The 17,139-nt window shown below is 73.4% G+C and carries 15 protein-coding genes; 10 read left to right on the top strand and 5 right to left on the bottom strand.

Annotation, left to right across the window (positions count from 1 at the left end):
* Positions 1 to 4: 4 nt before the first annotated feature.
* Positions 5 to 976, top strand: a complete 972-nt coding sequence (locus RM779_RS28515) for a Bug family tripartite tricarboxylate transporter substrate binding protein (protein ID WP_311620661.1) — start codon at positions 5 to 7, stop codon at positions 974 to 976.
* Between the two features lie 56 nt (positions 977 to 1,032).
* Here the strand turns inward: RM779_RS28515 and RM779_RS28520 are convergent, their stop codons facing one another.
* Together RM779_RS28520 and RM779_RS28525 are read right to left on the bottom strand one after the other, a co-directional pair.
* A complete protein-coding gene (locus tag RM779_RS28520; RefSeq protein WP_311620662.1) occupies positions 1,033 to 1,755 on the bottom strand; it encodes an SDR family oxidoreductase in 723 nt (240 codons plus the stop codon).
* Positions 1,756 to 2,109: 354 nt separating this feature from the next.
* Positions 2,110 to 3,345, bottom strand: a complete 1,236-nt coding sequence (locus tag RM779_RS28525; protein ID WP_311620663.1) for a serine hydrolase domain-containing protein — start codon at positions 3,343 to 3,345, stop codon at positions 2,110 to 2,112.
* Between the two features lie 88 nt (positions 3,346 to 3,433).
* Between RM779_RS28525 and RM779_RS28530 the strand changes: the two genes are divergently transcribed.
* On the top strand, positions 3,434 to 4,102 hold the full coding sequence (locus tag RM779_RS28530) for a response regulator transcription factor (protein ID WP_311620664.1): 669 nt from the start codon (positions 3,434 to 3,436) through the stop codon (positions 4,100 to 4,102).
* Entirely contained in the window at positions 4,087 to 5,268 is a 1,182-nt protein-coding gene (locus RM779_RS28535; protein ID WP_311620665.1) for a sensor histidine kinase, read from the top strand. The genes RM779_RS28530 and RM779_RS28535 overlap by 16 nt, the downstream gene beginning before the upstream one ends.
* 21 nt (positions 5,269 to 5,289) lie before the next feature.
* Here RM779_RS28535 and RM779_RS28540 read toward each other — a convergent pair whose 3' ends face one another.
* Positions 5,290 to 6,204: an alpha/beta fold hydrolase gene (locus RM779_RS28540; RefSeq protein WP_311620666.1), complete on the bottom strand. Its 915-nt coding sequence runs from the start codon at positions 6,202 to 6,204 to the stop codon at positions 5,290 to 5,292.
* Between the two features lie 158 nt (positions 6,205 to 6,362).
* Between RM779_RS28540 and RM779_RS28545 the strand changes: the two genes are divergently transcribed.
* Complete coding sequence (locus RM779_RS28545; RefSeq protein WP_311620667.1) at positions 6,363 to 7,532, top strand: sensor histidine kinase; 1,170 nt, start codon at positions 6,363 to 6,365, stop codon at positions 7,530 to 7,532.
* Complete coding sequence (locus RM779_RS28550) at positions 7,529 to 8,197, top strand: response regulator transcription factor (RefSeq protein ID WP_311620668.1); 669 nt, start codon at positions 7,529 to 7,531, stop codon at positions 8,195 to 8,197. Before RM779_RS28545 ends, RM779_RS28550 begins: the two co-directional genes overlap by 4 nt.
* Positions 8,198 to 8,335: 138 nt before the next feature.
* On the opposite strand, the gene RM779_RS28555 is transcribed toward RM779_RS28550, so the two are convergent.
* Entirely contained in the window at positions 8,336 to 9,277 is a 942-nt protein-coding gene (locus RM779_RS28555; protein WP_311620669.1) for a pectate lyase family protein, read from the bottom strand.
* Positions 9,278 to 9,554: 277 nt separating this feature from the next.
* Entirely contained in the window at positions 9,555 to 10,286 is a 732-nt protein-coding gene (locus tag RM779_RS28560; RefSeq protein WP_311620670.1) for a class I SAM-dependent methyltransferase, read from the bottom strand.
* A 151-nt stretch (positions 10,287 to 10,437) separates the two neighbouring features.
* Here RM779_RS28560 and RM779_RS28565 point away from each other — a divergent pair, with 151 nt between their 5' ends.
* The 5 genes from RM779_RS28565 (at position 10,438) to RM779_RS28585 (ending at position 17,125) form a co-directional block, all read left to right on the top strand.
* Complete coding sequence (locus tag RM779_RS28565) at positions 10,438 to 11,691, top strand: alginate lyase family protein (RefSeq protein ID WP_311620671.1); 1,254 nt, start codon at positions 10,438 to 10,440, stop codon at positions 11,689 to 11,691.
* A gap of 189 nt (positions 11,692 to 11,880) precedes the next feature.
* The gene (locus RM779_RS28570) at positions 11,881 to 13,176 is read left to right on the top strand and encodes an ATP-grasp domain-containing protein (protein WP_311620752.1); all 1,296 of its coding nucleotides are present in this window, start codon (positions 11,881 to 11,883) and stop codon (positions 13,174 to 13,176) included.
* Positions 13,173 to 14,648, top strand: a complete 1,476-nt coding sequence (locus RM779_RS28575) for a pyridoxal phosphate-dependent decarboxylase family protein (protein ID WP_311620672.1) — start codon at positions 13,173 to 13,175, stop codon at positions 14,646 to 14,648. The genes RM779_RS28570 and RM779_RS28575 overlap by 4 nt, the downstream gene beginning before the upstream one ends.
* A 52-nt stretch (positions 14,649 to 14,700) precedes the next feature.
* The gene (locus tag RM779_RS28580; protein ID WP_311620673.1) at positions 14,701 to 16,155 is read left to right on the top strand and encodes a pyridoxal phosphate-dependent decarboxylase family protein; all 1,455 of its coding nucleotides are present in this window, start codon (positions 14,701 to 14,703) and stop codon (positions 16,153 to 16,155) included.
* The gene (locus RM779_RS28585; RefSeq protein ID WP_311620674.1) at positions 16,148 to 17,125 is read left to right on the top strand and encodes a hypothetical protein; all 978 of its coding nucleotides are present in this window, start codon (positions 16,148 to 16,150) and stop codon (positions 17,123 to 17,125) included. Before RM779_RS28580 ends, RM779_RS28585 begins: the two co-directional genes overlap by 8 nt.
* Positions 17,126 to 17,139 lie beyond the last annotated feature (14 nt).

The following is a 17,139-nucleotide window of genomic DNA, read 5'->3' on the forward strand; positions in this document are numbered from 1 at the left end:
ACGGGTGCGCGGGCGGCGGAATGTGGCGGCGGCCGGGGCGGGGCGGACCGCGATGTGCGTGCTGCTCGCGTTCGCCGTCGTCGCCGCCTGCGCGGTGGGGCCCGACACGGCGGGGCGGCTGCGGGTGATCGTGCCCAACACCGCGGGCAGCGGCTACGACCTCACCGCACGGACACTCGTCATCGCGCTGCGCGAAGCCGGACTCGCCGACGACGTACAGGCGTTCAACCTCACCGGCGGCTCGGGCACCGTGGCGCTCACCCGGCTGGTGCACGAGCGCGGCAACGACCGGCTGCTGCTCCTGATGGGCCTCGGCCTCGTCGGCAGCACCCGTGCCACGCCGGACGCCGCGCGGATCAGCGACGCCGTCCCGCTGGCCCGGCTCGTGGGCGAGCCGGAGGCGCTGATCGTGCCGGCCGGCTCGCCGTTCACGACGGTCGGCGGGCTGCTCGGCGCCTGGGGCCGGGGCGAGCTGACCGCCGGGATCGGCTCGCACCTCGGCGGCCCGGATCACCTCGCGCTGACCCAGACCGCGCGGGCCGCGGACATCGACCAGGAAACGGCCGCGGTCGAACGGTACGACGGCGGCGGCGCGTTGCTCGGCGCGCTGCTCAGCCACCGGGCCGACTTCATCATGACCGGCATCAGCGAGTACCGCCACGCCATCGCCGCGGGCGAAGTGCGCGTCCTCGCGGTCACCAGCGCCGAGCGGGTGCCGGGGCTGTCCGCGCCCACCCTGCTTGAGCAGGGCTACGACCTGGAGGTCGTCAACTGGCGCGGACTGCTCGCTCCGCCAGGACTGACAACCGGGCAGCGCGACGACCTGCTGGCCCTGCTGGACGACCTGCACGCCAGCGACGCCTGGCGCGAGGCCCTGCGGGAGAACGGCTGGCAGGACGCCTACCTCACCGGAGAACCGTTCGCCCGCTTCCTCGCCGAGGAACACGCCCGCGTCGGCACCCTCCTCGACGGCTGACCCGCACCGCGCGGGCACGCTCGGGAGTGCCGCGCCGCCGGGCCCGGTGGGTGCGGTCAGACCTGTTCGAAGTGGAAGGACTTGATGAAGCAGTCGCGGGGCTGGGTCACGGCGAAGAGGATGCACTCGACGAGCGACTGGGCGGTGAGAGCGTCCTTGGCTCCCCGCGGCGCGGTCTCCCACTCCTCGGCGAGCGGGTCGGCGTTGTCGAAGTCGGGCGGGTAGAGCGAGATCACCCGCACACCCTGGGGGCGCAGCCGCCTGGAGAGGATCTCGGTGAATCCCGCCTGGGCGCTCTTGGCCGCGTAGAAGGCGTCGTGCGCGTCCGAGCGCTGATGGCCGGCGGTGCCGCAGGCCGAGACCATCGTGATCACGTCCGGCTTCTCCGAGTTGAGGAGCAGCGGCAGGAAGCTCTTGGTGACGAGGATGGTGCCCGTGGCGCCGGAGGCCACGGTGTCGACCACGTCGGCGTCGGAGGCCGACTGGAGGGCCGGTCCCTCCAGATAGCGGGCCCCGTTGTTGATCAGCACGTCGACCCGATCGGTGTGCGAGGCGACGCGCGAGGCGAAGTCACGGATCGAGGCGGCGTCCGTCAGATCGCAGGCGAACGCGTGGACCCGCCCCCGGTCGCTGATCTCGTCGCGCACGCGCTCCGCGGCGGCGAGGGTGCGGGCGGAGAGGAAGACCTCGGCGCCGAGCTCGGCGAGCCGGAGCGCCAGGGTCCGCCCGAAGTCGCGTCCGGCGGCGGTGATGACGACACGGTGATGGTCGAGTCTCATGAGGCTGCTCCTGGTTCCTGGACGAGCGGTGGACAGTCGGGGACCGCCGCCACGCGGGGCGTGGGACGCGAACGACCACCCCCGCCCGCCACTGCGCCTGTGGTCCGACCCTATGGTCCGATGTCCCCGGCCGGGGCCCGCCGGCCGACGCCACCCGAAGCCCCTCGCCCTCGCGCCGGCTCCGCACCGGCCGGTCGCAGTGAGAACGCGCCGGGGGTCCCGGAGTTACGTCGCCGGGCGACGAGGCACTCGGAAGAGGAACCCCCGCGGCCCGCGCGCCGTGCCACCGACTCGCCGATGCCCATGTCCCCGCCGGGCAGCGGACATGGGCATCGAGTACGCGCGGCAGCCTCCTCAGGAGGTGAGGATCTGCCGCGCCAGGTCGGCGATCGGCGCGCCGGCCCGTTCGCCGTAGTTGCTCAGGACCACCACGGCCCACTCGGCGGCCGGCGGGAAGATCTGGAGGCTCGTCGACACGCCCGCCGAGCCGCCGCTGCGTATGACCACCCACGTGTCGCCCGACAGGGCCAAGGGCGTGCCGTAGCCCTCGAACGTCATGGCGCGGCCGGGCTCAGCGGCCACCGGCTCGCCGCCGCCAGGCCCGCCGCCCTCCCCGGGCCCGCCCGACCCGCCGCCCGGCAACGGCATCTTCGGGGACAGCAGCAGCTCCGCCTGCGCGGAGCCGACCAGTTCGCCCGCCGTCAGCGCCCGCGCGAAGCGCACCAGATCGAGGCAGGTGGCGAACGCCCCGCCCGCCGGGGTGCCGATGAAGCCGTGCGCGTCGATCACCTCGACCAGTTCCCCGCCGTCCGGCCCCGGCGCGTAGGGCCGCGCGACCTCCGGGTCCGCGCGCCACTCGGTGCGGGTGAGGAACGCCGCGCCGGCCATCTCCGCGGCCTCGAAGACCCGTTCCCGCACGTAGTCGTGGTAAGGCACCCCCGCGACCTCCTGCACGATGGCACCCAGGACGTGGAAGGCGGAGTTGCTGTACGTCTGACCGGCGCCGGGATCGAACAGCAGCGGCAGTTCGCGCACCACGTCCGTGATGCCGTTCATGACCTCCTCGGCGCTGTCCCACGCGGGGGAACGTTCCCGGTAGGCCGCGCTGCCGTGGAAGTCGCCCATTCCCGAGGTGTGGGTCAGCATGTGGTGGACCGTCACCCGCTCCGCGGTCCCCGCGGGGAACCCGCCGATCAGCGCACCCAGCGTGTCGTCGTAGCGCAGGGCCCGCTGCTCGACGAGCTGGGCGATGGCGACCGCCGTGAAGATCTTGTTGATCGAACCGAGGATGAACGCGGTGTCCGGCCCGTTCGGAACCGACCGTTCCCTGTTCGCCGACCCGTGGGAACGGGCCAGCACCTCCCGCCCCCGGCGGGCCACCAGCACGCTCCCGGAGAACTCGTCCCGCTCCGCCAGTTCGGCGATGAACCGGTCCAGCGCGCCGTCAGGACGCAGCTCGGCCGGCACGTCCCCGTGCCCCGAGCCCGTCCCCGACGCGGCGTGCGCCCGCGGGGCGAGCGCCGCAACACTTCCGGCGGCCACGGGAGCCGCCCCCATCAGGCCGAGAATCGACCGTCGAGTCGTCGTCATGCGGCCCATTTCTACGGCCCCCGACCGTTCGCCGGCCGATCGCCGTTCCATACGCGGGCCATACGCGCCGCCTGCGACGCTGCCTGCCATGCGGGTGCTGGTGGTCGAGGACGAGCGGCCCCTGGCCGGATACATCGCCGCCGGGCTGCGCAAGCACGGCTTCGCCGTCGACCTCGCGCACGACGGCCGGGCCGCGCTCGACAAGTGCGCGCTGACCCCGTACGACGTGGTCGTGCTCGACCGCGGCCTGCCCGCCGTGCACGGCGACACGGTCTGCCGCACGCTCGCCGCGCGCGGCACCGCACGCGTCCTCATGCTCACCGCCTCCGGAGCCGTGCAGGAGCGCGTCAACGGCCTGGCCCTGGGCGCGGACGACTACCTGGGCAAGCCGTTCGCCTTCTCCGAACTCGTCGCACGCGTACGCGCGCTCGCGCGGCGCACCACCCGCGCCCGGCCGCCCGTGCTGCGCGCCGCCGGTGTCGTCCTGGACTCCGCGCGCCGCACCGCCGAGCGCGACGGCCGCCCGCTGCACCTGACCCCCAAGGAGTTCGGCGTGCTGGAGCAACTCCTGGCCGCCGACGGGGACGTGCTGAGCGCGGAGACCCTGCTGGAGAAGGTCTGGGACGAGCACGCCGACCCGTTCACCAACGCGGTCCGCCTCACCGTGGGCACCCTGCGCCGCAAGCTCGGCGATCCGCCGCTCATCTCCACGGTCACCGGCGCCGGTTACCGGATGGTGCCGTGCGGCCCCGGCTGACCGCCCGCCTCACGGCCCGCGGCAGGCTGGCGCTGCTCCACACGGCGATGGTCTCGGCGGCGGGCGCGGTGCTGACCGTGCTCATCTACCTTCTGATGCGGCGCAGCCTGGGCACCCGCACCCTCGTCGAACGGCGTACCGCCCCGGGCACCGAGCAGGAGCTGCCCGAGCCGCCCGAGCCGCCCGGGCTGCCAGGACTCGCCGAACGGGCGCGCGGGGAAGCGCTGGCCACGCTCGTGACCCAGGCCGGGATCGCGCTCGCGGTGGTCTCCCTGCTGGCCGCCGCGCTCGGCTGGCTGGTGGCGGGGCGCGTGCTGCGCCCCATCCGGGCCATGACCGCCACCGCCCGCCGCGTCTCCGCCGAGAACGTGTCGGAGCGCGTGCCCGTCAACGCCCCGGCCGACGAGCTATCCGGCCTGGCGACCACGGTCAACGGCATGCTCGACCGCATCCAGCGCGGCATCCACGAGCGGGACGTGGCGCTGGAGAGCCAGCGCATGTTCACGGCCAACGCCGCGCACGAGCTGCGCACCCCGCTGGCCACCATGCGCACCGCGATCGACGTCACCCTCGACGGGGAGCCCGGCCGCGAGGAGCTGACCACCATGGCCCACGACGTGCGGGCCGCCGTCGAGCAGAGCAGGCGGACTCTGGACGGGCTGCTCGCCCTGGCGGGCAGCCAGGCAGCGCCCCGCGAACGGCTCCCCGCCGACCTCGCCGACGCGGCCGACGCGGCCCTCGCCGACGCGGCGGCCGAGGCGCGGGCCCGCGGCGTCACCCCGCGGGCCCGCCTCCGCCCCGCGCCCGTGCGGGGGGAGCCGGTCCTGCTGGAGCGCATGGCGCGCAACCTCGTGGACAACGCCCTGCGTTACAACCATCCGGGAGGCCGGGTCACGGTCGAAGCCGGTACGGCCGCCGGCGAAGCGTTCCTGCGCGTGGCCAACACCGGGCCACGCGTCGCCGCCGAGGCGGCGGACGGGCTGTTCGCACCGTTCGTCCGCGGCGACGACGACCGCGCCCGCGCGGAACGGGGGGCCGGTCTCGGCCTCGCCATCGTCCGCGCCGTCGCCACCGCCCACGGCGGCGCGGTCACGGCCAAGTCCCGCCCCGCGGGCGGCCTCGACATCACCGTCCGCCTCCCGAGCGGGGACGGCGGGCCCGGTTGACGGCGCCGCCCGGACCACCGCTCAGGCCAGCGTCGCGTGCAGCCCCTCGGCGAACTCGTCCGGGCGCCACATGTAGCCGACGTGGTCGCCGGGGAACTCCACGGCCTCGGTGCCGAGCCGATCGGCCGCGTCCACGACGATGCGGGTCGCGATCTCGGCCCGGTAGTGGCCGACTCCCAGTACCAGTTCCGGCAGTTTCGCGCGCAGGCCGTCGAGGTGCGGCCGGTACCCGATGAACGGAAGCATCTCGTGCGCCAGCATGAACTCCAGATTGCCCTCGATGCGGTCGCCGAAGTCCGGATCGGCGTCACCGCCCGGGTAGGGCAGGTCGGTCGCCGGGTCCTTCTCCCCGGGATCGAGCGCCGCGAACTGCTCGTACGCCTCCGGCGCGCCCACGGTGCGATACGTGTGGTGGACCGCGTCGTACCTCGCCCGCAGCGCCGCCGCGTCCTGGAGCAGGGTGATGAACGGCGGCTCGTGCGAGACCACGTGGCCGAGGCGGTGTCCGTGGCGGGCGGCCAGTTCCAGCGCGACGACGCCTCCGCCGCTGCTGCCGAACACATGTGGCGTCCCGTCGGTCAGCTCCGCCAGCAGCCGCAGGGCATCGTCCGCCTGCTGGTCCACCCGCAGGTCGGTCGCCGGGCCATGGAGCCGGCTCCGCGAATTCCCCCGGCGGTCATAGGTGATGACCGTGTACTGATCGGCGAGCACCGGCGCGATCGCGGCGAACGAGCCGGCGTCGAGCTGGCCGCCGTGGATCATCAGCAGGGGGTGCCCGCAGCCCCGGATCTCGTAGTACAGGCGCGCTCCCGGCACCCGCAGGTACCCCGTTCGCACCGGCCGCCGGACGCCCGTTGCGCTTCCGCGGCCCGCGCCCGTCGTCATCGCCCCGGCGGCGGCCAGGGAAGCCAGGAGAACTGCTCGTCTGTTGATCATGCGTTGATTCCATCCCGTCACCCGCCGCCGCCGACAGCGCGCAAGGGCCCCATTCACGGCGGCCAGGCCCCCTCGAACGGACCGGGACACCCGACTTTGGTAGGGGATTCACCGGCGGCCGGGCCGCCGGCCGGACGCGGCTGGGTACCGTCTCCCTCATGGGGCGCGCGCGGATCGTCGATGTGGGGGTGGTGGCCCTCGCCGGCCTGCTCACCTCGGTGAACATGGCGACCCAGATCCCGGCCTTCCGCGCGCCGTACGACGCGATCGTCGGCGGCCTGCTGCTGACGGGCGCGCTGTCGCTGTGGTTTCGCCGGCGGGCGCCCGTCCCGGTCGCCTGGTTCATCGCGGGACTCGCCGCCATGCTGGTCGCAGCCGTGTGGATGTGGCCGGGCGCCGAGCCGGGGACCCAGTCGGAGGCGGACAGCACCTTGCTCCCGGCGGCGGCCCCGTTCGCCGCGTACAGCGTGGCGGTCTTCGGCCGCGGTCGTCGGTCGGACCTGCTGCCGCTGGCCGTCGTCGTCGGCATCGCTTGTCTGGGCGTGCCGCCCGCCGCACGCGTCAGCATCGTCATCGGCCCGGTCCTGACGCTGGTCGGCGGGCCCGCGGTGCTCGGCCGGTACCTCCGGGCCCGGGCAGAACGCCGGGAACGCGAGCACCAGCTGAGCGCCGAGCGGGCCCGGATCAGGGAACGGCAGCGGCTGGCCGCCGAGGTGCACGACATCGTGAGCCACCGGGTGAGCGTGATGGTTCTCCAGGCCGGGGCTTTGCACCTGACCACGGCGGACGAGTCGGCCCGGCGGGCGGCGGGGGAGCTGCGCGCCACCGGCTGCCAGGCACTGGCGGAGCTGCGGGACCTCGTCGGGCTGCTCAGCGCGGACGGCCCCGCGCAGACCTCGGCGCACGCCGACCGCGAGCCCCTCCCCGATCTGTCCGTGCTGGTCGAGTCGTCGGAGTCGGTCGGCATTCCCGTGGAGACCCGCACGGTGGGGGACCCGGCCCTGGTGTCCCCCGCGGTCGGCCGCACGGTGTATCGCGTCGTCCAGGAGGCGTTGACCAACGTGACCAAGCACGCGCCCGGTTCGCGGGTCCGTCTTGAGGTGCGATATCTTCCCGCCGAAGTGGAGGTCAGCATTCACAACACGGCGCCGACCGGGACGGGCGACGCCGCGTTGACGTCCGCCGGCGGCGGCGCCGGGCTGCTGGGCCTGCGGCGGCGCATCGAGTTGATCAACGGCACGCTGCGGGCCGAGCCGTGCGCCGATGGCGGGTTCCGGGTCGACGCCTGGCTGCCCTCGTTCGTCCGCGCGACGGGTGAGGGCCGGTGATCCGCGTTCTCCTGGTCGACGACGACCCCCTGGTGTGCGCACATCTGCGGACGATCCTCGGGACGGCCGACGGCATGGAGATCGCTGCCGAGGCGTACGACGGCGCGGAAGCGCTCGAAGCCGTCACCAGGTACCGGCCGGACGTCGTGCTGATGGACCTGCGGATGCCCGGCGTCGACGGCCTCACGGCCATCGCCCACATCAGCGCGCTCAGCAAACCACCGGTCGTCGTCGCCCTCACCACCTTCGACACCGACCTCCACGTGCTGGAGGCGCTGCGTGCGGGAGCGGCCGGGTTCCTGCTGAAGACAACGCCGCCGGAGGACCTCATCGGACTGATCCGGGTCGCGGCGGACGGGCATACCGTGCTCTCACCGGCCGCGACCCGGCGGCTGCTCGACGCCGCGGTCGGCCGCCAAGCGGGCCGCGACAGCACGTCCGCGCTGGTCGGGACCCTGACGGGAAGGGAGCGCGAGGTCCTGGCCTGCTTGGGGCACGGGCTGTCCAACGCCGAGATCGCCCGTCGGCTGCACCTCACCGAGGCGACGGTCAAGGGCCACGTCTCGCGCATCCTGGTCAAACTGGACTGTGCGAACAGAACGCGGGCCGGACTGCTTGCCCAGCAGGCCGGACTCCTTTCGCCGCCCCGGCCCGCAGGCGCGTGAACGACCGCAGGCCGAGGGGGTCTTCGAGGTCCGGGTCCGGTCCGCACCGTGGCGGTCTTCACCCGGGCCTGCGCATACGGCCGTGCCGTATCGCCGATCGCGATACGGAACGGCCGTCCGCGGGCGCGGAGCGGGCGGTCAGATCCTGCCGGCCCCGGCGCGTGCGGTGACGCTGGACTTGACGCCGCTGGCGCTGTCCAGCGAGTACCCGTACGGGATCGAGGCGACCGAGCCGCCGGTCTCGCCGGAGCCGGAGTTCACGAAGTGGTTGTTCCTGGCCACCAGCGAACCCTCGTCGGAGGAGCCCTCACCGAGGTGGAACGGGTCGTCGGTGTTCTCGAAGTAGTTGCCCTCGACCAGGACGCCCGCGTTCTCCGTGGAGGCGACGCCGTAACTTCCGACGCTGTCGAAATAGTTGTTGTACACGTGCACCGGGTTGCCGAACCTCACCCGGGGATTGCGCTGGTTGGTCCCGTCGAACCAGTTGTGGTGGTACGTGACCCGGAGCTTCCCGGAGTCCTCCGAACTATTGCTGTCCGAGTGGCCGAGCAGCATGTTCTTGTCGACGTCGTACGAGCGGTTCCACGACACGGTGATCCGGTCCGAGGCCCGCTTGATGTCCAGTGCGCCGTCGTTCGGGTTGGTGAAGCTGTTGTGGTCGATCCACACGTTCGTCGCGTACTCGACGTTGATCCCGTCATCGTCCGAATTGCTGAACGTGAGGTTCTGCACGATCACATTGTTGACACGGGAGATGTTGATTCCGCTCCCGTTGATGCGCGCGGAGGAACCGACCCCGAGGATCGTGGTGTTGGCGGACACCTTGACCATGTCGCTGAGGTTGATCGTTCCGTTGACACGCACCTCTTTGGCACCGGACCGCTGGACCGCGGAGGTGAACTCCGAGGCGTTGTACACGTTGATCGTGGTACCGCCGGCGCCGCCCGTGGTGGCGGCGCCGAAGCCGGTGGGGGAGCCGACCGCCAGGGTGTGCTGGTCGGACGTTTCCGCCGCCGTGCCAGAGCCGGCCGCACCGACGGTAAGGCTTACCGCCGTTGCGAAAGCGACAATACCGGCCAATGTGAACCTTGCGCTCGTCCTGCGCATGATCTCTCCGATTCGCGGCAGGTGGTGCGAGGAATGGGGGGTGTGGAGCATGTGCGACATGTGCAATGCCTGCGGAGGAATTCCGCTCGACCCGGCATGCGTGCCGATATTAAGCCCGAGTTGTGTGGGTGATGAGGGGCCTCGCGTGCACTATTCCGGTGTCCTCGTCCCCGGTGCGGCGCCCCGGCCCCCCGAAATACGGCGAAAACTTTCGCATGGCCGGCCTGCCGCACGTTCGCCCCCGGCGCCGTCAGACCCGCTCGTAGACCGAGACGTGCTTGCGGCTCGCGGCCGTGAACGGGCTGCGGTCCCAGTCCCCGTACCGCTGCCGCAGGCGCATCCCGGCCACCTCCGCCATCAGGTCGAGCTCACTCGGCCAGCAGTACCTCAGCCGCAGCGGCCGCAGCGTGGTGCCCTGCGCGTCGAAGGCCACCCGCTGGTAGGTGACCGCCTGCTCGACCGGGTCGTGCAGCAGGAACTCCATGTGCACCGCGTCCTCGGACAGGGCGCGGGTCGCGACGCGCTGGCCGCGGTCGAACTCGGTCACGTCCTGGACGAAGCACTCGATCACGAACACGCCGCCCGGCTGGAGTACTTCGGCGACGTTGCGGAAGCAGTCGACCTGCCGGGCCTGGTCCGGCAGGTTGAAGAGGGTGTTGAACACCAGGTACGCCAGGGCGAACGGCCCGGTCACCGGCACGTCCGCCATGTCCCCGATGACGGTCGGGACCGCCGCGCCGCCCGGCTTCGCCCGCATCCGTTCGGCCATGGCCGCCGATCCCTCGACGCCCTCGACGGCGACGCCCCGCGCGGCGAGCGGCAGGGCCACCCGGCCGGTGCCCACGGCCAGTTCGAGTGCCCGCCCGCCCGCGGGCACGAGGCCGGCGAGGAAGTCGACGGCGGGCGCTGGGTCGGGGGCATTCCCCTCGTCGTACTCGTGTGCGTAACGGTCGAAGAACGACGGGTCGTTGAGTCCGCTCATGCCGGTGACCCAACCAGCCCCCGCCCGCCCGCCGCCACTGGTTTCCGCGGGGCATCGAAAATTTTCTGTGGCGACGTAAGAGAACGATTTCTGTTCACCTGCGCGATGATGACGAGCGTCTTCCTCACCCCACACAGGAGGTTGCGCAGTCATGCGGGACAATCGATTGCAGCCCGGTCCGACGACGAGCCGCCGTCGCCTGCTCAAGGCTTCCGTTCTCGGCGCGGGGGCGGTCGCCCTGACCGCGACCGCCCGGGCCGCCGCGGGGGCCGGGGCGCCCGCGCCCCGCGCGGACTCCGTCCGCCCGCTGGCGTTCACCCACCCCGGGATGCTGCACCGGCAGTCCGACTTCGACCGGATGGCCGACCGGGTCGCGGCCGGTACCCAGCCGTGGCTGGCCGGGTGGAACCGGCTCACGGCCAACGGCCACTCCGCCGCGAGCTGGACGCCCAGGCCCACGGCGACGATCATCCGCGGCGGCGACGGCCAGAACTACCCGCAGCTCTACAACGACATCCACGCCGCGTACCAGAACGCGCTCCGCTGGAAGGTCACCGGCGACACGGCGCACGGCGACAAGGCGCGCGACATCCTCAACGCCTGGTCGGGCACGCTGACGACGGTGACCGGCAACGCCGACCGGTTCCTGGCCTCCGGTATCTACGGTTACCAGTTCGCCAACGCCGCGGAGATCATGCGCGGTTACTCCGGCTTCGACCTGGGCCGCTTCCAGCGCATGATGACCGATGTCTTCTACCCGCTGTGCGACAACTTCCTGGTCAACCACAACGACGCGTGCATCACGAACTACTGGGCCAACTGGGACCTGTGCAACATGGCCGCCATCATGGCCATCGGCATCCTCAACGACGACCAGGCCATGTTCGACCGCGCCGTCGACTACTTCCACAACGGCGAGGGCAACGGCTCCCTCCCGCACGCCGTCCCGTTCCTGCACGGCGACCTCGCCCAGTGGCAGGAGAGCGGCCGGGACCAGGGGCACAGCCTCATGGGCATCGGCCTGATGGGTTCGATCTGCGAAATGGCGTGGAACCAGGGCGTCGACCTCTACGGAACGGACGACAACCGCTTCCTGAAGGCGTGCGAGTACGTCGCCCGCTACAACCTGGGCCACGACGTGCCGTTCACCACGTACGGCTGGGGCACGGGCCAGAACTGCGCCTACCGCGAGCACACCGCCGTCTCCGCCGCGGGGCGCGGCCAGGTGCGGCCGGTGTGGGAGCGGATCTACCACCACTACTGGGGGCGGCAGGGCCTGAACACGCCGAACGTCGCGGAGATCGCCCGTGCCAACAGCCCGGAGGGCGGCGGTGGTGACTACGGGACCACCAGCGGCGGCTTCGACGAACTCGGCTTCGGCACACTCACCTACGTGCTGAAGTGAGCCGGTGCGCATCCGGCCCGCCGTGCCCGTGCCCGTGCGCACGGGCACGGCGGACGTCCCGGCGAAAGCATGTTCACCAAACCGCTGGTTCCGGGGGTTTGAGAAGGGAACGGTGCCCTCGGGCGGCAGGCGGTGCCTACCTTCGTGTCTGTGTGGGATCACCACACTTATGGGAGGAGCGGCACCGTGATGGAGGGCGTGGAGGCCCGGGACGGGCTGATGCTGCTCGCCGGGCTGGTCGACCGGGTCGTCTGGCTCGACCGTTCGGGCTTCCTGCCCGCGTCGTTCGGCTATCCGGCGCCGTGGCTGCGGCACGAAGCGGTGTCCCCGCTGCTGCGTTCCGCGCCGTCGCCCCGCCCCGCCGGGTCCGCGGCGCCGCCGGGGACCCGCCGTGTCGCCGTGGCCTTCGCGCCCGAACACGGCGACCACGCCACGGCATGGGCCGAGGCGTCCGGGCACCGGCTCCTGGCGGCCGACGCGGTGGTGACGGCCAGGGCCGCGGACAAGATCGACGCGCTGGAGCTGTTCCGTGCTGCGGGAGTCGCGGTGCCCGAGCACGTCGTCATTCCCGCACGGGAACGCCGCCGCGCCGCGGCCTACTGGCGGCCGGAGTGGCCCGCGGCGGTGCTCCAGCGCCGGGAGAACAACCTGCTCGGCCGCGGCACCGTGCCCGTGGGCGGCGCCGGTGAGCTGGCGGCGGCGCTGCGCGCCTGGCCGGGCCGGGTGCTCAAACTCAGCAGGCTGGTCCCCGGGCTCTCCCTCACCGTGAGCGCGTGCGTGGGCGGCGACCGCACGGTGGTGGCTGCCGTCTCGCACCAGCTCGTGGGCCTGCCCGAACTGACGCCGCACTGGGGGACGCACTGCGGCAACCAGCTGGTGGGGCCCGCCGATCTGCCCGAGGGCGTGTACGAACGCGTCCGGCGGACCGCGCATTCCGTCGGCGAGGTCCTGCGCGCACGCGGCTACCGCGGCGTCTTCGGGCTCGACCTGCTGGAGGACGGGGGCGACGTGCTGGCGGTGGAGGTCAATCCCCGCTTCCAGACGGTATCCGCACTGGTCCAGGCGGCCGAGCACGCGGCGGGCCTTCTGCCCTCCCTCGGCCTGCACATCCTCGCCTGCCTGCTCCCCGCGCTGCCACCCGGCCGCCTCAGCCGGGCGCCGGTGCCGCGGCCGAGCCAGCTCGTGCTCCACGCGGCCGGCCCGCTGGAGATCACCGCCCCGCCAGCCGCGGGCCGCTACCGGCTCGATGCCGACGGCGTCGCGCACGGCCCGGACCCGGACGGCCCGCGACCGCCGGCCGCGCTCCGCCCGGACGAGGCACTGTGGTGGCCGCACGCCGCGCCGGGCAAGGCCGGAACCGGGGACGAGCTGCTGCTGATGCAGTTCGGCCGTCCCCAGTGCGGGACGGCGCCACGCCCGCCGCTCGGCACGCGAGCGCGGACGTGGCGGGACGCCGCGCTGCGCGCCCTGGGCGTGGCGGCATGACCCCAGGCCCGGGGAGCCGCGGGCCGGAGGCGGAGGCCCACCTGCCCTATCGGCCTGGGGAGTTGGCCCTGTCCCCCGAAGAGATGCGGCGCGCGGGGCAGCGGGCGGTCGACCTCGTGGTCGAACGGCTGCGGGGGGTCGCGGACGGCCGGCCGCATGCCGTGGCGACCTCGGCCGAGCTGGCCGCTCTGGCCGACCGTCCGCTGCCAGAGGAGCCCGGGGACCTGACCGGACTGCTGGAGTGGGCGGCCAGGGAGGTGCTGCCGACCGGGGTGCGCTTCGACCACCCGCGCTGCTTCGCGTTCGTACCGACGACCGGCAACTTCCCCGCCGTGCTGGCCGACGCGCTGGCCTCGGCGTTCCTCAGCGTGCCAGGCGCCTGGCTGGTGGGTGCCGGTCCGACGCGGATCGAACTGACCACGCTGGCCTGGCTCGTCGAGCTGCTCGGCCTGCCGCCGACCCACGGCGGGCTGTTCGTCAGCGGCGGCTCCGTGGCCAACCTGACCGCGCTGACGGCCGCCCGTGACCACCGGCTCGGCGGGGACCTCGCGCGGGCCCGGCTGTACTGCTCCTCCCAGGCCCATCCGTCGATCGCGCGCGCGGCCCATATCATCGGGCTTCGGCGCGACCAGGTGGTCGCGCTCACCCCGGGGCCCGGCGGGGGCCTGGACCCCCGGGCGGTGCGGGCCCGGGCGACCGCGGATCTGGCAGCCGCGCTGCGGCCGTTCGCCGTGGTGGCGACGGTCGGCACGACGGGCACGGGGGCGGTGGACCCGCTCCCGGAACTCGCCGTCGTCTGCCGGGAGTTCCGGCTCTGGCTGCACGCCGACGGGGCGCACGGCGCGGCTGCCGCGCTGACGGCGCGCGGCCGGAGCGCCTGCCGGGGCCTCGAAACGGCCGACTCCCTCACGATCGACCCGCACAAATGGCTGTTCCAGCCCTACGAGGCGGGCTGCCTCCTGGTCCGCGACCCCGCCCTCCTGAAGGCCACGTTCCGGATGGGCCGGCACCGGCTGGACTCCGGCTACCTGTCGCCGGCCCGGGCCACGGGCGAGCAGATCAACCTCGACGACTACGGGCCCCAGCAGTCGCGCGGCCTGCGGGCGTTCAAGCTGTGGCTCTCGCTGAGCACCTTCGGAGCCGCCGCCTTCCGGCGCGCCGTGGATCACGGCCTCGACCTCGCCGAGTACGCCGGCGCCCGGATCGAGGCCGAGCGCGATCTGGAACTGGTGACGCCGCCGAGCCTGGGCATCCTGACGTTCCGCTACCGGGGCGGACGTTCCCCCGCCGACGGCGCCCACGACCAGGAACGGATCAGCGCCGCGGTGTGCCGCACAGGGCGCGCCATGGTCCTGACCACCGAGGTGAACGGGGCGCGCGTGCTGCGGCTGTGCACCATCAACCCCGCCAGCACGCGGGCCGACATCGACGAGACGCTCGGCCTCGTCCTGAACGCCGGCCGCGGCCGCTGACCGCCGCACCCCGCCGGCCAGGCCCCGCCCGGCGCAATCGAGGAGGACCCCCATGGACCTGGAACACTGGCTCGGACGGGCCGTCGAGGAACACCGCAGGTGGACGGCAAGCTTCGGCCCGCGCCCTGCACATCCGGCGCTCGCCGTGGACGCCGGGGAACTGTCCTCGGCCTTCGCCGAGCTGACCGAACGGCTGGGCGGGAGCTACCCGTTCTTCCACCCCCGCTACGCGGCCCAGATGCTCAAACCCCCGCACCCCGTCGCCGTGGCGGGCTACCTGGCCGCGATGCTGGTCAACCCCAACAATCACGCCCTGGACGGCGGTCCCGCCACCTCGGCCCTGGAGGCCGAGGTGGTCGAGCGGCTCGCGGCGATGTTCGGCTACGGCGACCACCTGGGCCATCTCACCAGCAGCGGCACGATCGGCAATCTGGAGGCGCTGTTCGTCGCGCGCGAGACGCATCCCGGCAAGGGAGTCGCGTTCAGCTCGGACAGCCATTACACCCACGCCCGCATGTGCCACCTGCTGGGCGTTCCCGCACATGTGGTGCCGACGGACGGCCGGGGCCGGATGGACCTCAGCGCGCTGGAACGCGTCCTCGCCACCGGAACGGTCGGCACCGTCGTCGCCACGGCCGGCACCACGGGGCTCGGCGCGGTGGACCCGGTGGACGGCATCCTCGCACTGACCGAACCGGCGGGCGTGCGGGTCCACGTGGACGCGGCGTACGGCGGGTTCTTCACGCTGCTTGCGGACGCGGACGCGGACGCGGAAGGCCGGGCCGCCGAGGGCCCGTTGGTCGATCCCCGGCCCTGGCGGGCGCTGCCGCGCTGCGACTCGGTGGTCGTCGACCCCCACAAGCACGGCCTCCAACCCTACGGTTGCGGCGCGGTCCTCTTCCGCGACCCGGAGGTGCAGCGCTTCTACCGCCACGACTCGCCCTACACGTACTTCACCTCCCGGCGCCCGCACCTGGGGGAGATCAGCCTGGAGTGTTCGCGCTCCGGTGCGAGCGCCGCCGCGCTGTGGCTCACCCTGCGGCTCTTCCCGCTCACCCGGGACGGGCTCGGGCAGATCCTGGCCGCGGGTCGCCGGGCTGCCCTGCGCTGGGCCGACCTCATCGGCGCCTCGCCCCACCTGGACCTCTACCAGCGGCCCCAGCTCGACATCGTGACCTACTATCCGCGTCTGACACCGCCCTCGCTCAGCCGCATCGCCGCGGCCGGCGAGGGCGTGATGCGCAGGGGCGTGAACGGGGCGGCCGGTGACCGCGTGTTCCTGAGCACGGCCCGCGTCGGCGCCGAGGAGTTCGCGGCCCGCAGACCGGACGCCGTGCGGGACGCGGCAGGGACGACCGTGCTGCGCAGCGTGCTGATGAAGCCTGAGTCCGAGCTCTGGCTGGACCGGCTGCACCGGCGGGTCGAGGCCCTCGCCGCCGAAGAGGCCGAAGAGGCCGAAGAGGCCGAAGAGGCCGACGGGGGCAGCGGGGGCAAGGGTCATGGCTGACGGCGGCACCGGCACCGGCACCGGCCCGGTGCCGGAGGACGGCGGAACGCCCGCGGCGGGGTTCCTGCCGCTGCCGGACGACCTCCGGTTCCCGGGCGCCCCCGCGGGCGCGGGGCAGCGGGCCGGGGCCCGGGCGGCGCAGGAGGCCGAGTACGAGCGGTACTTCCGCATCAGCCGCACCCGTCCGGACCGGGACGTCTGGACGCACAGCCTGCTCACCGCGCAGTCCGCGCTGCTCGCCGACTTGGCCGGCACCCGCCTGACCGACGGGGAACGCGCCGATCTGCTCACGGGCCTGGTGCTCCTCGGCAATGCGGCGCTGGCCGGGCCCGGCGGGCCGGCGGACCCGCCCCGGACCGCCGGGCCGCCGCCGGGCGGCCCGGCGGGCCGGGAGGACCCGGCCGCCGGGCCGCCCGAGCCGGCAGCGGAACGGCCCGCCCTGTCGCGCTGGCGGATCGGCCACCAGATCTTCCACCTGCATCTCACCCTGATGAACTCGCTGCTGGACGAGGCGCTCCTGGCCGCGAGGGCTTGCGAGTGGCCGCGGCTGACCGGTCTCCTGGACCGGCTCTGCCAGCTCTACGACTCCGCGACCGCCGCGATGACGTACGCCGCCGACTTCGGCCCTGACGCGCCGGACCTGTACCGGCGACAGGTGCGTCCGACCATGGAACCGCCGTTCGTCAGCCCGGGATTCTCCGGAATGTTCAACCGGGAGCACCGGGAGATGACGCGCCTCCTCGGAGCGGTGCGCCGCGCCCTGAAGCGGGTCCCGGCCACGGGCGAAGGCACCGCGGAGGTCAGGGCGGCCGGCGCCCGGCTGCGCGCCGCCCAGGCCCGCAACCGCGCCAACCACCTCAGGATCTGCGAGCGCTGCGTACCGGACGGCGTGTCCCTGCTGCGGGAGCACCTGGACCGGCAGGACGCCCCGCCGCCGGCGGAGGAGGCGAGCGGGGAGGCGCGGTCCTGATCGGTCGGGCGACC

It is taken from the genome of Streptomyces johnsoniae, from assembly GCF_031845565.1.
Taxonomy (GTDB): domain Bacteria; phylum Actinomycetota; class Actinomycetes; order Streptomycetales; family Streptomycetaceae; genus Streptomyces; species Streptomyces johnsoniae.

What these genes read in the sequence shown, in the direction of transcription:
- RM779_RS28520 (WP_311620662.1), bottom strand. Translation starts at nt 1,755, where the DNA reads ATGAGACTCGACCATCACCGTGTCGTCATCACCGCCGCCGGACGCGAC.
- RM779_RS28525 (WP_311620663.1), bottom strand. Translation starts at nt 3,345, where the DNA reads ATGACGACGACTCGACGGTCGATTCTCGGCCTGATGGGGGCGGCTCCC.
- RM779_RS28530 (WP_311620664.1), top strand. Translation starts at nt 3,434, where the DNA reads ATGCGGGTGCTGGTGGTCGAGGACGAGCGGCCCCTGGCCGGATACATC.
- RM779_RS28540 (WP_311620666.1), bottom strand. Translation starts at nt 6,204, where the DNA reads ATGATCAACAGACGAGCAGTTCTCCTGGCTTCCCTGGCCGCCGCCGGG.
- RM779_RS28545 (WP_311620667.1), top strand. Translation starts at nt 6,363, where the DNA reads ATGGGGCGCGCGCGGATCGTCGATGTGGGGGTGGTGGCCCTCGCCGGC.
- RM779_RS28560 (WP_311620670.1), bottom strand. Translation starts at nt 10,286, where the DNA reads ATGAGCGGACTCAACGACCCGTCGTTCTTCGACCGTTACGCACACGAG.
- RM779_RS28565 (WP_311620671.1), top strand. Translation starts at nt 10,438, where the DNA reads ATGCGGGACAATCGATTGCAGCCCGGTCCGACGACGAGCCGCCGTCGC.
- RM779_RS28570 (WP_311620752.1), top strand. Translation starts at nt 11,881, where the DNA reads ATGGAGGGCGTGGAGGCCCGGGACGGGCTGATGCTGCTCGCCGGGCTG.
- RM779_RS28575 (WP_311620672.1), top strand. Translation starts at nt 13,173, where the DNA reads ATGACCCCAGGCCCGGGGAGCCGCGGGCCGGAGGCGGAGGCCCACCTG.
- RM779_RS28580 (WP_311620673.1), top strand. Translation starts at nt 14,701, where the DNA reads ATGGACCTGGAACACTGGCTCGGACGGGCCGTCGAGGAACACCGCAGG.
- RM779_RS28585 (WP_311620674.1), top strand. Translation starts at nt 16,148, where the DNA reads ATGGCTGACGGCGGCACCGGCACCGGCACCGGCCCGGTGCCGGAGGAC.